Raw genomic sequence first — 14,072 nt, forward strand, 5'->3', positions numbered from 1 at the left:
CGGCGGCATCTAATATATCAAGAGGTTGTTCATGTTCATTGTTCGTTGGATTTTAGGTCGTATTATTTTAGTGTTGAATTTCGTATTTGCCCCAAAAAAGCGCCAGCGTCCGGTTGCAGAGCAAAACAAGATTGATGAACAAACTCAATCGTTATCCTTATACCAATATGCAGCCTGCCCTTTTTGCGTAAAAGTGCGCCGTGCGATGCGTCGTCAAAATTTAAATATTGCCTTGGTGGATGCCAAGCAAGATGAACATCAGCGTACCCTGACAGAGTTGGGTGGTAAAACTAAAGTGCCTTGCTTGCGAATAGAGGAGCAAGGTGAAGTGCGCTGGATGTACGAATCATCAGATATTATTAACTATCTTAACCAACGATTCGCCTAATTCAGCTTGATACGTAATCAGGCCGCGGTGGTATTACCCATCGCGGCCTGTTTTGTTTATGGTGCTGGCAAAGGGTCTTGTGTGGCAGCAACCATACCTTTAAGCACAATGTCATGATACGTCACTATACCCAATATATTACCCGACTCAATCACCGGTGCTTTATTAATCCCGAAACGTTCAAATAATCTGGCGGTGTAACGAATATCCATATCGGGGTCGACCGCAAACACCGGTTTAATCATAATCTCATAAACGTTCATGCGCTCAGGCGCGCGATCTTTTGCCAATACCTTGCGGGCAATATCACTCATCAACACCATGCCATAAGCATCATGTTCATGGCGCTTATTGACTAACAAAATACTGACATTTTTTTCAGTCGCCATGCGAATGGCGGCTGCCACAGTATGAAGCCCATCAACCATGACATAATCTTGAGTCATTACATCGTTATTAAAAATCGGCTTTTGCGGTCTCATATTTGATCCTCTATCTCTTTGCTGAGCAATTCAACTTGATGTGCAACGCCAACCGCATCTTCTACATCAATTTGTATGGCAATTCCTTGGCCCGGATTAGTATCAAAATGACCAATCCGGCAAATGGTTTCCAATATCTCACGGCTCATGTGCTCTTCAACTAACCAAAGTATCACATCACGCTGAATATCTAACCCTAACCCCATAAACGTTGTCTGTTTCACCACCCCTTCTCCGCGGGCATGATTTATCACCGTCGCCCCCGTTGCTCCGGCTTTTCTCGCCGCATCCAGTACATCATCTGTACAGGTTTCATCGACAAACGCAACAATCAATTTAAAGCGCATGTTCTCGCTCCTTTGCAACTTTTCTTTTGTTTACCAATTCGACTAACTGGGCATAGGCCATCACGGTGATCATTGGAAATAAGCTAGCAAACGCGATTAAACCGAAACCATCGATAAGCGGGTTACGCCCTTCAACATTTGTTGCAAGCCCCAGTCCTAACGCTGCAACGAGTGGCACTGTCACAGTAGATGTGGTGACACCGCCGGAATCATAGGCCAATGGCACAATCATTTTTGGCGCATAAAACGTCTGAATGACCACCACCACATAGCCGGCTAGAATGTAATAATGGATAGGATCTCCCACCACGATCCGAAAACACCCCAATGAAATTCCCATCGCGACGCCTATAGCAACGGAAATTCGCAAACCTTGAATCCCTATGGTGCCACCCGAAACTTCATTAGCCTTAATTGCCACAGCAATAAGTGAAGGTTCGGCAATGGTGGTGCTAAAGCCGATTGCAGCTGCAAAAATATACACCCATAAGTAGTCTTGCCAAGCAAATTGAGTTAACTGACTATCACCGTCCTGTAAGAAGCTGGTCGACGTCAGTTGCTCGGCCATACTTTCTCCAATGGGAAACAGTGCCATATCCAGACCGACGAGGAAAAAGCTCAAGCCAATAATCACATAAGCAAAACCAAGCACCACTTTGCGCCAATTAACTATTGGCCTTTTTAGCACCCCTAACTGAAATCCAAATAAGATTATTGCAATCGGGATGACATCCCGAGCCGTCAACAAGAATGTCTCGGCTATGGTCGCCCACATTGTCATTTCAACACCACCATTCCGTATAGCAAAACAAATATCATTGGCGTAAGACTGGCAAAGGCGATAAGACCAAAGCCATCTAACATTGGATTACGCCCTTTAATCACTGTCGCTAACCCAACCCCTAACGCAGTCACCAACGGCACCGTGATGGTCGAAGAGGTGACCCCACCTGAGTCATATGCAATACCAATAATGTCCGCAGGGGCAAAGCTAGTTAAAATCATCACCGTGACGTAGCCGCCAATGATGAGATAATGAATAGGCCAACCTTTAAGGATTCTTACTACACCTAATAAAATCGCCAAGCCAACTGCAAGCGCAACCGTGAGACGAAGTCCCATGGCGTACTCGTCCATCGCCTCTTCAGTGGGCGCTATCGCGCCCGCTAGGGATGCGACTTCAGCAGCTTCATTGGCCACAGCAGTCAACGCGGGCTCAGCAAGTGTGGTACCAAAACCTAAGGAAAATGAGAAAATAACCAACCAGAAAATGCTGCCCTTACGCGCAAGAGCTTGCGCTAATGACTCACCAATGGGAAACAAACCCATCTCTAGACCAAAAACAAAGAAGGTCAAACCCAGCACGATAAAGACTAAACCGATAAGAATGGAGGCTAAGTTATCTGGTGCTTGTTGCAGCACAAATATCTCAAAAAAGCCGACAACTAAAATGATAGGCACTAAGTCACGGAAACTACCTAACATTGATTTTAATAGCGTCACAATTGCTGCCATTTTTCCTCCCTGTACGATTGACGCTCCTACTACAGTTCACCACTTTGCGCCATAAGTTTAGTTTGCGCTCATCAACATAAAACTCAACAATAAATTAACAAAAGCTACGTAGTTTGTGATTTAAATCAAAAGTGTGGGAGATTCTTGCTCGCGAGACAGCCTGATAGGTGTCATGCATCACCCAAGTGACTGCTACTCATACAGTCGGAGCTACTCATACATAAGCTGTTTTTTTGATTTCAGTAGTGATTCGATAGCCGTACACCGAATATGCAAATATTGGCAACATTCTAGACTTGAGCCTGCAGTGATCCTCGTGCTTTAATATCCCTTCAAGAGGATAAAAATAACTATGAAACCAATACCGCTCTTAACCGCCTTATTATTGACCATGCTCGTTGGCTGCAGTGCTAAAAAAGCCACCGTGGAAGATTTTCAAGATCAAGTCGAAGATCAATTTCGAACCTCGATTAAGGGCGATGGCATTAAGTTGTTTGTCTATAAGGTGAGAAAGGTAAACAATAAAGAGCTCCCCCACGTCTACCGTGCTAAACAAGCTAAACGTAGCAGCCGCAACTCAGGCCCCGATCTCAGTGATTGGACTGAACAAATTGAGTTGGGTTTGCTTAAAACAATCGATATGACCGGCTTTTGCCGTGAAGGTTACTTCGAATTAAGCCGAATCATTGAATATGGCCGTGGTGAAATCCGCGGTGAGTGTATTGAAGGCGCGAGTGAAGCAGATAAACAAGCATTTGCATCTTAATACTACTGGTTTGCCCTTGCCTCAATGATGCTTGCTGTATCGTTAGACTTAGGGTGTAACACCCTTCTCACCTTAAGGCGAGCGCCATTTCAATAGCGCGCTTGTTTGCTACACTTTAATCAAGCTGCAATCACAAACCTAGCCGAACGGCTCACTTTACGTTAGAATCCGCAGCCGCAATTAGGTAACATCACCAATTAGCGTTCAAATAGTCACAATGAGTTGGTATACGGCATGAACAGAAAGCAAAAAATGATCAAAAAAACGGCAAAGCGCGCTAAAGCTCGCAAAAACAAACACACGCCGCCAACAATTAAAAAGTACGTATCTAAAGCTGAAAGAGCAGAAAACCAAGCCAAGCTTGAAGCTGAGCAAAACGCACAAGAAAGCTCAGCAGAAACCACTCAAGAGCAGCCAACTAGCAGCGAATCTGCTTAAATAACGTTGCACTATCGCAGCCACCATTAGCACTATAGCGCCTGAAAATCATGGCGCTATGCATCACTTGCGCTTGTTGTCATCACCTATTAGCATGTTCGTTACTTCATTGCTGGCTTCACAATCTCGCTCTTCACTTATCTGTGCCATCTGCGCACAACCCGACGATAACGGATTTGAAGTCGTGGTGAGTACCTCTTTCTCCAACTCATTGTTCGCATCATCTTGATGATTACCCGTTGTCAGGTAACTTGCTTCAACTCGGTCAACCAAGCGATAGGCGGTAATCACCCCCAATACCCCAAACAAGATTGAGCCAATAGCTTGGCCAATTAATACGCCCTGTACGCCACCCAATTGCGCACCAAAGTAAACGAATGGAATCGTGCCTATCGTGGCTTTACCCACATTAAATGCAGTGGAGTACTTGGCTTTACCCAAATTATTAAACGACGCATTAGCGACAAAAAGCGCCCCAGAGAATACAAAGAATACGGCAATATAGCTGCAGAAAAAGTCGATTAGGTCAGCACTGTCGCCACGCATATCAAACACGCTAATAATGACATTGCGCAACAAAAACAAGAGCAGCGAAACGCTCAAAACATACACCACACAAAACTGAAGCGCTTTGGTCAAACTTTCTCGCACTCGAGAAAATATCATCGCCCCAAAGTTTTGCCCCACTATGGGGCCGATGGCACCTGAAAGAGCGAATATCATCCCAAATGCTACTGGGATAATGCGCCCTAAAACCGCCCAGGCCGCAACATAACCGTCGCCAAAATCAGCTATGGCTCGGGTCACCACAGCATTGCCGATGGGGGTGGCAATATTGGTGAGCATCGCCGGCCCCGCAATAGCAAAAATAGGCTTTAGATCTGCGACAAAGTGATTGAAATTAAACTCGCCAAACAATTTATGTTTAACGATAACCCCACGGGCCGAAATGATTAACACCATGAAACGAGCTAATACTGACGCCAACGCAGCCCCTTCAATTCCCATTGACAGTAAGAAGATGAAAATAGGATCAAAGACTAAATTAACCCCACCGCCTGCCAACGTCGACATCATTGATAACTTAGCATCGCCCACGGCCCTCAGTGCTGCGCCAAGCGCCATCGCTAGACAAATCACCGGCATAGAAGGGATCAAAATATACAGATAGCTGGCCGCAAGGTCTGCAGTGTGACCGGTTGCCCCCACCCAACTCAGCAAAGTCGGAATAGACAAGGTAACAATAATAGCAATGACGATAGTCAGCGCCAAAGTAGCAACGGCACTGTTTAATAATTGTCTTTTAGCGGTTTCAACTTGCTTAGCACCAATCGCTTTTGAAACTAGCGCACCTAAGGCGATGGATAAACCGATGCCGATTGAGGTAGTGAAAAACGAAATGGTGCCTGCATAACCCACCGCCGCCGCAAGTTCTTTTTCACCTAACAGGCTCAAAAAGAAGATATCAATTAAATCTACAATAAACAGCGCCGAAATACCTATCGCTGCTGTCGAACTCATTACAAGTATATGGCGTAAAATAGAGCCTTGAACAAACTTAGCCGCGGTCATGACTATCCTTGTGAAGTGGTTTAAGCATTAGCAGTAGTCTTTAATACGTTTCAAGATCAAATTCGGTGCAATTATATCTCTGCTTCTAATTCGCTTCCGCATTGGTCACAAAAACGGGCCTGAGACTCATGTCCGGTTTTTAAACAGTTGCTACAGCGACGTAAGTCTTTACTCCTACCCATTTCTTGGGATATCTCCGCGGTCAATATGCCGGTCGGAATAGCAATGATCGAATAACCTAACAACATGGTAAAAGCCGCTATCGCTTGCCCCAAATTGGTCACTGGCGTGATGTCGCCATAGCCAACGGTGGTGATGGTCACTATCGCCCAGTAAATTGACTTAGGTATCGAGCTGAAACCATTATCTGGTCCCTCAACCACATACATGATTGCGCCCACCACCATCACAATTAAGCTGACAGAGAAAAAGAAGATAAACACCTTACGACTAGAATGTATCATAGCGCGCAGCAACAGGTTGCCTTCGCTAAGATATCGTAACAATTTAAACACTCTAAAGATGCGGAACAATCGCAATATACGAATAACCAGCGCAAAGTTACTGCCTGGGAATAGCAAGGCGAGGTAGCTCGGCAATATCGATAGTAAATCAACAATCCCGTAGAAGCTGCGAGCATATTTTATCGGATGCGCAGAGCAATAGAGTCGTAAAATATACTCGACGGTGAAAACTGCTGTAAACACCCATTCAAGTGCGCGAATTTGCTCACCAAATCGGGCATGAATACTGGCAACAGTATCGAGTAAAACTAGGGCTACGCTACAAATAATGCAGATGATCAAGGCAATATCGAAGTAGCGCCCCGATTTACTGTCTGTGCCAAATATCACTCGACGTAACTTCAGCTTCAAGGCCGATTCTTCAGAAGATTCACTCGCAGCCATAACTCTCAATACCTTGCTAATAAGTCCAAACCAGACAAACAGTTATAGTGCCAGTTAATCAGCAAAAGTCCAACCGCAACAGTCAACTATTATCTTCCAACTCGGGCGGAACTTAACCGCAACCTAAGACTTATCGGCTTTGAAATAGCTATCATTGGTAAGCACACTTTAATGCTTAAACAAGCGCCACCACAATGACGTAGGTCATTTGCTTTCAGTAAACGAATGATTTGAAAAGTACACTCATATTTAATGCAGCTTCCATCTCACTCGCAATGCTTATCCTGAGATAAGAAAAACAGCAGTAGAAACAGCAATAAAGGAATAAACTTGTCTTCCAATTCGAAAAGGCTGACTCAGTCGGGTATGATATCGGTTCCAGTCACGTTAGAGAGTAGTTGTTAGCACATGCGCTTTGTAAGTTTAATCAGTGCCATCGTTGTTTTTTTCAGTGCCAACCTTCTGGCCGCCACCAGCTCTCAACACTCGTCGCAAGGCAGTACCACTGCTTCCATTGGCAAAGTCGATTTAGTGGTGGTCAACAAATCAGCACGCAAAATGCGTTTACTGAAAAATGGTGAAGTGGTGCGTGAATACCGTATCGCCATGGGAGACAGACCCAAAGGCCATAAGTTAACCGAAGGCGATCAACGCACGCCTCAGGGGCGCTACCTGCTAGATTATAAAAAATCCGACAGCGCCTATTATCGCGCCATTCATATTTCTTACCCCAATGCAGAAGATCGTCTGCGGGCCGCAGCCCTTGGCTTAGAACCTGGCGGGCAAATCATGATCCACGGTCAAAATCCAAATTCATCCCTATCGCCTAGCGAAGCACAGAAACTCAATTGGACCGATGGTTGTATTGCAATAAAGAATCATGAAATGGATGAGCTCTGGCAAGCCATCGAAATTAACACGCCTATTGAAATATGGCCTTAAACCTAGCAACGAGTACCAAATGCAACCAGCAACAATAACTGTCGAAAGCCTGCAACAGGGCTGGACAAGGTTTGAACGAAAAATCTTAACTTTACTATCGGAATTGCACTTAGACCCGCTAAATTTACATTGCGATCATGTCGCTTTACGGGTCAATAGCACGCAAGCTGCTGATGAGTTAGTAACTTGGTTTAGCCGTCATGGTGAAATCATATCCAACAATATCATCAATGGCAGGCCCATTTTGATTATCGCGTTAGATACGCCTTTGCAATTAGGTAGCATGGCAATTGATTGCGTGGAGCTCCCCTACCCTGGAGACAAACACTATCCTCAAGAAGGTTGGGAGCACATCGAGTTGGTGCTACCTTGTGATGCCCAAGACTGTGACCAGCTATCGGAGCGATTAATCACGCTGGTGCCAGAACTTGCACCAGTGCTTAACGGAGACCGCCGCTTTAATATTAAGATGAGCTCACCAAAAGGTGAAGCCGAGCGTTTAGCAAATCCAACCATTGCTATCAAAGCGGATGATGTTTGTATCAAAATACACCCACACACCATACGGGACATTATCGCCTCTGAGCAGCGGTAGCGCTGGTTAGTTTATCTGGCTATTGCGATGGCTATTACAATGGCTAAGGCTATGCGAGTCATCGCTGATAGGCAGCATGGTTATCCTGCTCAATGGGGTTAATCGCTGACTGGGTTTTAAAGCATAGAGTGGATTAACTTTGCTTCTCTATATAGAGAATCACTTCGCCCACTTTGAAGCCGAACTTACTCATATCGGTTTTGTTAAACAGACGTTTTTCATCCAAAAGATACATCCAGTCATCTAACGTTACCGTGTAAGTTTCACCCTCTACCACAATATCAAGCTGATATTGCCAATACAGTGCACTACCTGATGTTTGGCCGCTGGCGATCCCTACTACATCATTTGCCGTGCCTTGATACTGATTATCACCCAACTTCTCTAACTGCCAAATTCGGGTCGACTTTTCACCGTCATTAAAACGAAACCATTCTTTAATCTCGCCTTTATTCCCTTGCCAACTGGCAAGGAGATCAACCTCGAACCGACGGATCATTTTTCCGCTTCTATCCAATACAATGCCATAGGCCACCAGCTTTCCATCGAAAAACTGTTCGAGTTTCAGATCGGGACGAGTGCCTTGGTAATCATCTAGCTCAACAGATGAGCAGGAAGCTAGCAGCATGCTAAGGCATAAAACCACCAATATCCTCATTGCGCCGCTCCTAACAGTGCCTGACGTAATTCAGGCTCAGTGGTATTTTCAGACAACCAAATCGCTAAAAAAGCCGGACCAAAATCGCGACTATCAACGCGGCCTAATGCAGTGTCACCATGATAAAAGTCACTCATGCCTTGCTCATCCACAATAATGGTTAACACATCACCCTGTTGAATATCGGGCCATAGTGTATTTAACGGTTGTGACCATCGACTAATTTGCTCGTCACTGTAGGCTAGGTGCTGCCACTGATCTTGTGTCGCTTCAATCAGCACATCGCTATCAATATCTCTTAAATATTGGATCTGCAGCGCCAAAGGATAGTCACTTTCAGCACTGCCCTGCAAGGCTTGCCCGCTGCTGTACAAGGATGCACGATAGACATCCCAAAACAGGTAACTCATCTGCCCTTCACCGATTTTTTTCATCGCATCTATCGGCGCTGCGACGGCCATTGAACAACTTAGCCACAATGACACCGCAGCGATACATAATTTACCCATGCTATTTACCCCCGACTAGGCTAGTGCCAGCTTCACGGCGCATACCTGCCATCAAAGTGCGATAACAACCTGCGAGTACAGGTAACAAGATACTCCATACCAAGGCTAAGAAGGCTATCATTTGCGGCGTTGGCCAGCCTTGCCCTAAGCCACCGGCTTGAATACCAACCCAATAAGTCAATGGACCGGCAACGGCGCCAACGAGTGCAACCACAGCCAAAGACTGATGCATCAACCACTTTAAGCTATGGTTGAAAGTTAAAATAAACATGTACCATAACAACGCCAACCATAGCGGTAATAACGATGAGTCACTAGTAAACACCTGTAGTGACAACATTAATTGGTCAACCGCGATGCCAATGGGCACCAATAAAATCAACAGTAGATCACCACGCCGACTCGGTGATAACACAAAGTGCAGCGCCAAATTAATAAAGATGACTGCTGCGGCAACATCAGTATATTTAGCTGCCGCAAACCAGCTCAATTGAAATAACAGTAAGTTAATAATCCAAAACGCTTTCATCTGACTTCCCCACATATTGTGGTTTTCTGGCCACTAAATGATGAGTACTGATCACACGTTGCTTAAATGCCCCTTCGCAATAGGCAAAATAAAACAACCATAACCGCTTGAATTCGTCGCTGTAGCCTCGCTGAGCCAGTTCATCCCACTTGGCTTCGAAATTAACTCTCCAATCGTTTAACGTTCGAGCATAGTGCAAACCTATGTCTTGCAGGTTTTCCACTACTAAATCTGTTTGTGTCGCCATATGGTCAGTCATTATCGCGACAGACGGTAGGCAGCCACCTGGAAATATGTACTTTTGAATAAAGTCTGTACCTTTGCGGTATGACTCATACCTGCCATCAGCAATCGTTATCGCTTGGATCAACATTTTTCCATCGGGCTTCAATAGGCTGGAGCACTTGTGGAAAAAGCCTGCTAAATATTCATGGCCAACAGCCTCAATCATCTCAATCGACACTAGCTTGTCATACTCGCCAACAAGCAAGCGATAATCTTGCTTTAACAAGGTAATTTGACTTTGTAGCCCCAATTGATTGACGCGCTGTTGCGCCAGCTCGAACTGCGCATCTGAAATGGTTGTGGTGGTGACATGACATCCATATTCTTGCGCCATAAAAATAGCGAGTCCGCCCCAACCGGTACCAATTTCAATGACATGCTCACCTTGGGCTAATTCAAGCTTTTCACAAATAGTGCGCATCTTATTTTGCTGAGCTTGTGCTAATGTTGAGTTCGCTTGGTCATATACGGCACATGAATAGAGCATTGTCTCGTCTAGAAAGCGCTCATAAAGGTCATTGCCTATGTCATAGTGAGCCAAAATGTTACGCTTTGAGCCAGCTTCAGAGTTGCTGTTTTTGATTCTGAGCAGTTGTTTTTTCAACTTACTCAACCAAGCTGTGCTTTGCTCAAGTTTATCTAACTGGTGCTGATTCCTGGCCATGACACCGATGAGATCCGTGAGGTTTTTGCTGGCCCACTTACCATCAATATAGGCTTCAGCGGCGCCAATACTGCCATTGACCACCATATCTTTATAAAAACTACTGTCGAACACAGTAATTTGTGCCTTAAGATCAGAATGCTTGTCGCCAAAATGGAAATGCTGGCCTTGATCATTAAGCTCAATTGCACCATGACTAATATGATTCAGGACGGAAAAAACCAGTTTACGATAACGCTGCTCTAACCAATTGAGTGGCTTAGTCGTCATGACGGTATTTTGTATTTGTTCCATTAATAACCTCGTAAAATGCTAAGCAATCCAGTCTAAATTAGGCTTCAGGATGGGCGATAAACGGCACCCGCTTCCAAAAAAGTTTTAATGCTTGCCAGTAGATCCCCACAATCATCTTGCCGGTCATCATTGGCGTACTAAGCCAGGTTTTAAGCAACGACTTAGGCGTTATCTCCTGGCGACTCATCGCCAACGTGGCATCAAACACTTTAGTTTGCTGATGATTCTCTATGTGCACCATAACTTTGCTTTGTGGTGCCATAATCTTCCAGTGATATTGCATGTTCATTTCCATGAACGGTGACACATGAAAAACTTTATCGGTCTTACAGCTGCCAGCTAAGTCAATCAAGTAGTAGTGGCGTTGATTCCAAGGGGTGTTACTGACCTCAGCCAACAGGTACTGACAGTCGCCTTGTGTGTCATAGCAAAAGTAAAAGTTTATCGGGCTAAAGTAGATCCCAAGACAACGGCACTGAGCCATCATGACCACTTTTTCTCCCTGCCACTTACCACCAAGTTGTTGCACTTTATTGCTAATACGCTGTTTAAGTGTACCCGGTTCACTTTTTAGGTAATCTTTTTCACAAAAACGGATCGGGTTGTACCATTTATTACCAAAAACCAGACTCTGCTGGCACACGCTATCGAGTTCATCTAAATCAATGGCCATCATGTACATGCCATAATTGAATCGATGGGGCTTATCACCAAAGCGACGGTGTCTGACTTCGCCGCGATACACTGCACTAGATAACGCCATAGCAATTCTCCCTACAAGGACAGACCAAAGCGGCGAGTCACATCCAGGGCACTGCGTACCCCATCTTCATGAAAACCGTTGTACCAATAGGCACCGACAAAGTGAGTATTGTTTTGTCCGCAAATGGTATTGCGCTGTTGCTGACAGGCAACTGTGTGTTGATTTAACGTGGGGTGATGGTAGACAAACTGCCTAAGAATTTTATCGGGATCGATCTGTTCCGTTTGATTGAGGGTGACACAAAAGGTGTCACGGCTATCGAACCCTTGCAGAATGTTCATGTTGTAGGTCACACAAGCTGGACGCTGATTATTGCTGTCGAGTTGGTAGTTCCAACTCGCCCAAGCTAAACGTCGCCTTGGCAACAAACTGACATCGGTATGCAGCACCACATGGTTTTCACTATAAGGAATACCGCCTAAGATGCGCTGCTCATCGTCGCTGGGTTGATTAAGTAGGGCCAGCGCTTGGTCTGAATGGCATGCCATAATCACTTCATCAAAACGTTGCGTCACGCCACTTTTAAACACCAACTCAACGCCGTCATCGTCACGATTAATGGTGGCTAAATCCACTCCGGTAACCACTGGCTTTGACAATGTTGCCAACAGCGCAGTAACGTATTCTCTAGAGCCACCAGGTACCACGTACCATTGTGGTCGGTCGGTAATATTCAGTAAGCCATGGTTAAAGAAGAACTTGATAAAAAAAGCCAGCTCAAACTGTTTCATCTCCTTTAAGCTGGTTGACCAAATCGCAGCCCCCATAGGCAAAATGTAATGCTCGCTGAAGAAGTCTGAAAAGCCGTGTTGCTTAAGAAACGCACCAAGCGTGTCACCCTCTGTGTACTCTTGATTATGAAAAACATGCTTACACAGCTTATTGAACTTAATGATCTCTAAAATTAATCGCCAGAAACGCGGCTTAAAGATATTACGTCTTTGGGCAAATAGCGTGTTAACCGTATGCCCGTTATATTCAAAACCACTGGCCATATTAAATACGCTAAAACTCATCTGCGTTTTCTGGCCACTAATATTGAGTTGTTCGAGTAAACGATTAAAGTTGGGGTAAGTACGGTCGTTAAAAACGATGAACCCGGTATCAATGGCATAGTCTTGCCCATTGTGCTCAATATCGACGGTGGCTGTATGGCCGCCAACATAATGGTTCTTTTCAAAAACAGTGACCTCATATTGCTTATCAAGCAGGTAAGCACAAGTCAGACCGGAAATGCCCGAGCCTACAATAGCGATTTTTTTCATGATTGCATCCTTAGCGCAATTGCGCGCCACCAGCTTAGGGGCAAAGCCTTAAGTAACTTTAAGATAAAAATAAAACCGCCGGGGAAAGCGATCTCTGACTGGCGTTTTTCCACGCCATCAATAATATGTTGCGCGGCTTGCTGAGCGGTCACTTTAAAGGGCATATCGAAGGTATTTTTGTCGGTCAGTGGGGTAGCCACAAATCCGGGATGAACTAAGCTGACCCCTATTGCATGTTGTTGTAACTCAATTTGCATAACCTTAGCTAAATAACTCAAGCCCGCTTTAGACGCACCATAAGCTTGCGCCCGAGGAAAAGGTAAAAACTGCGCACTAGAGCTGACAAAAACTAGCTGCCCACCGGCTGATAGCTTACTTGTCCATGCTTCTAAGCAATAACCGATTGAAATCAAGTTAGTTTTTATCACTCTTTCAAACAGCGTACTGTCAAAATGCATCACATCATCTATGTACTCGCAGTCACCGGCGTTTAAGATGACCACGTCGAGCGACGGCATTTGTGCCACAGTGGCCAGCACCTGTGACTTATCGGTCACGTCAAATTGCAAAGTTTCAACGTTTACAAGTTCGCCTAAAGCCGCGAGTTTTTCAGCATTTCGACCACAGGCTATCACCTGCTCTCCACGCGCTTGATAAGCCAATGTCAGTGCATGGCCAATACCTGAGCTTGCGCCAGTGATAAGTACCCTAGCCATTATGCACCCGCTCGTTGTTTGATTTTACGCACCATAAAGCCCAGCACCGGCAAGTGTTCGTATAGCATCGCCCCCACATCGAGGTAATCGCGGTGATAGACCACTTTGTTGTCTTTGCCTTTGAGCATCGAATGACCTTCAACCACAATAGGCTTCGCCCCATTTAATTGTTTATGTCGGTAGGTCATGGTCCAATAAACAGCCGCATATTCATCAATGGTAAAACAGTTATCAATATGGAAACTACATTCGAGAACATTTTCATAAAGACCATCAAAATAGCCCAATAATTGCTCGAGCCCCTCGACCTTATGCATTGGATCTAAAAAGGTCACATCATGGTGATAAACCTTATCTAGTGCGACGAGGTTGTCAGTCCCTAGCCGCTCATAGACAGCAATGAAATTTTCTAACCATAGCGGCTTGGTCATCATGC

General features: G+C 45.1%; 19 protein-coding genes. 5 read left to right on the forward strand and 14 right to left on the reverse strand.

What is annotated here, in order from left to right:
* Window positions 1-31 precede the first annotated feature (31 nt).
* Complete coding sequence (locus tag L865_RS0114000) at window positions 32-388, forward strand: glutathione S-transferase N-terminal domain-containing protein (RefSeq protein ID WP_028773811.1); 357 nt, start codon at window positions 32-34, stop codon at window positions 386-388.
* Window positions 389-444: 56 nt separating this feature from the next.
* On the opposite strand, the gene L865_RS0114005 is transcribed toward L865_RS0114000, so the two are convergent.
* From L865_RS0114005 to L865_RS0114020, 4 genes are read right to left on the reverse strand one after another with little or no spacing between them, the layout of a single operon-like run.
* Window positions 445-870: a CBS domain-containing protein gene (locus tag L865_RS0114005; RefSeq protein WP_028773812.1), complete on the reverse strand. Its 426-nt coding sequence runs from the start codon at window positions 868-870 to the stop codon at window positions 445-447.
* Window positions 867-1,217 (reverse strand): P-II family nitrogen regulator, encoded by a 351-nt coding sequence (locus L865_RS0114010; RefSeq protein ID WP_028773813.1) that lies wholly within the window; start codon window positions 1,215-1,217, stop codon window positions 867-869. The genes L865_RS0114005 and L865_RS0114010 overlap by 4 nt, the downstream gene beginning before the upstream one ends.
* The gene (locus L865_RS0114015) at window positions 1,207-1,998 is read right to left on the reverse strand and encodes a DUF1538 domain-containing protein (RefSeq protein WP_028773814.1); all 792 of its coding nucleotides are present in this window, start codon (window positions 1,996-1,998) and stop codon (window positions 1,207-1,209) included. The genes L865_RS0114010 and L865_RS0114015 overlap by 11 nt, the downstream gene beginning before the upstream one ends.
* Complete coding sequence (locus tag L865_RS0114020; RefSeq protein ID WP_028773815.1) at window positions 1,995-2,732, reverse strand: DUF1538 domain-containing protein; 738 nt, start codon at window positions 2,730-2,732, stop codon at window positions 1,995-1,997. The genes L865_RS0114015 and L865_RS0114020 overlap by 4 nt, the downstream gene beginning before the upstream one ends.
* Before the next feature lie 352 nt (window positions 2,733-3,084).
* Here L865_RS0114020 and L865_RS0114025 point away from each other — a divergent pair, with 352 nt between their 5' ends.
* The gene (locus L865_RS0114025) at window positions 3,085-3,498 is read left to right on the forward strand and encodes a hypothetical protein (RefSeq protein WP_037471200.1); all 414 of its coding nucleotides are present in this window, start codon (window positions 3,085-3,087) and stop codon (window positions 3,496-3,498) included.
* A gap of 234 nt (window positions 3,499-3,732) precedes the next feature.
* On the forward strand, window positions 3,733-3,936 hold the full coding sequence (locus L865_RS0114030) for a DUF2986 domain-containing protein (RefSeq protein ID WP_028773817.1): 204 nt from the start codon (window positions 3,733-3,735) through the stop codon (window positions 3,934-3,936).
* Between the two features lie 63 nt (window positions 3,937-3,999).
* On the opposite strand, the gene L865_RS0114035 is transcribed toward L865_RS0114030, so the two are convergent.
* Window positions 4,000-5,508: an MATE family efflux transporter gene (locus tag L865_RS0114035; protein WP_028773818.1), complete on the reverse strand. Its 1,509-nt coding sequence runs from the start codon at window positions 5,506-5,508 to the stop codon at window positions 4,000-4,002.
* 71 nt (window positions 5,509-5,579) lie between these two features.
* Window positions 5,580-6,416 carry an ion transporter gene (locus tag L865_RS0114040; protein WP_028773819.1) on the reverse strand — a complete coding sequence of 279 codons (837 nt, stop codon included), beginning with the start codon at window positions 6,414-6,416 and terminating at the stop codon, window positions 5,580-5,582.
* Between the two features lie 408 nt (window positions 6,417-6,824).
* Here L865_RS0114040 and L865_RS0114045 point away from each other — a divergent pair, with 408 nt between their 5' ends.
* Together L865_RS0114045 and L865_RS0114050 are read left to right on the forward strand one after the other, a co-directional pair.
* A complete protein-coding gene (locus tag L865_RS0114045) occupies window positions 6,825-7,358 on the forward strand; it encodes a L,D-transpeptidase family protein (RefSeq protein ID WP_028773820.1) in 534 nt (177 codons plus the stop codon).
* A gap of 19 nt (window positions 7,359-7,377) precedes the next feature.
* Window positions 7,378-7,953 carry a VOC family protein gene (locus L865_RS0114050; RefSeq protein ID WP_037471218.1) on the forward strand — a complete coding sequence of 192 codons (576 nt, stop codon included), beginning with the start codon at window positions 7,378-7,380 and terminating at the stop codon, window positions 7,951-7,953.
* 133 nt (window positions 7,954-8,086) lie between these two features.
* Here the strand turns inward: L865_RS0114050 and L865_RS0114055 are convergent, their stop codons facing one another.
* The 8 genes from L865_RS0114055 to L865_RS0114090 are packed head-to-tail and all read right to left on the reverse strand — an operon-like array spanning window position 8,087 to window position 14,070.
* The gene (locus tag L865_RS0114055; protein WP_028773822.1) at window positions 8,087-8,611 is read right to left on the reverse strand and encodes a DUF3833 domain-containing protein; all 525 of its coding nucleotides are present in this window, start codon (window positions 8,609-8,611) and stop codon (window positions 8,087-8,089) included.
* Window positions 8,608-9,120: a chalcone isomerase family protein gene (locus L865_RS0114060; protein WP_028773823.1), complete on the reverse strand. Its 513-nt coding sequence runs from the start codon at window positions 9,118-9,120 to the stop codon at window positions 8,608-8,610. Before L865_RS0114060 ends, L865_RS0114055 begins: the two co-directional genes overlap by 4 nt.
* Before the next feature lies 1 nt (window position 9,121).
* Window positions 9,122-9,649, reverse strand: coding sequence for a DUF2878 domain-containing protein (locus tag L865_RS23855; protein WP_051484619.1), 528 nt, complete (start codon window positions 9,647-9,649; stop codon window positions 9,122-9,124).
* Window positions 9,627-10,892 (reverse strand): SAM-dependent methyltransferase, encoded by a 1,266-nt coding sequence (locus tag L865_RS0114070; protein WP_028773824.1) that lies wholly within the window; start codon window positions 10,890-10,892, stop codon window positions 9,627-9,629. The genes L865_RS23855 and L865_RS0114070 overlap by 23 nt, the downstream gene beginning before the upstream one ends.
* 37 nt (window positions 10,893-10,929) lie before the next feature.
* On the reverse strand, window positions 10,930-11,655 hold the full coding sequence (locus L865_RS0114075) for a DUF1365 domain-containing protein (protein ID WP_028773825.1): 726 nt from the start codon (window positions 11,653-11,655) through the stop codon (window positions 10,930-10,932).
* Between the two features lie 11 nt (window positions 11,656-11,666).
* Window positions 11,667-12,920, reverse strand: a complete 1,254-nt coding sequence (locus tag L865_RS0114080; RefSeq protein ID WP_028773826.1) for an NAD(P)/FAD-dependent oxidoreductase — start codon at window positions 12,918-12,920, stop codon at window positions 11,667-11,669.
* The gene (locus tag L865_RS0114085; protein ID WP_028773827.1) at window positions 12,917-13,636 is read right to left on the reverse strand and encodes an SDR family NAD(P)-dependent oxidoreductase; all 720 of its coding nucleotides are present in this window, start codon (window positions 13,634-13,636) and stop codon (window positions 12,917-12,919) included. Before L865_RS0114085 ends, L865_RS0114080 begins: the two co-directional genes overlap by 4 nt.
* The gene (locus tag L865_RS0114090) at window positions 13,636-14,070 is read right to left on the reverse strand and encodes a nuclear transport factor 2 family protein (protein ID WP_306294445.1); all 435 of its coding nucleotides are present in this window, start codon (window positions 14,068-14,070) and stop codon (window positions 13,636-13,638) included. Before L865_RS0114090 ends, L865_RS0114085 begins: the two co-directional genes overlap by 1 nt.
* Window positions 14,071-14,072: the final 2 nt, after the last annotated feature.

Source organism: Shewanella waksmanii ATCC BAA-643 (genome assembly GCF_000518805.1).
GTDB lineage: Bacteria > Pseudomonadota > Gammaproteobacteria > Enterobacterales > Shewanellaceae > Shewanella > Shewanella waksmanii.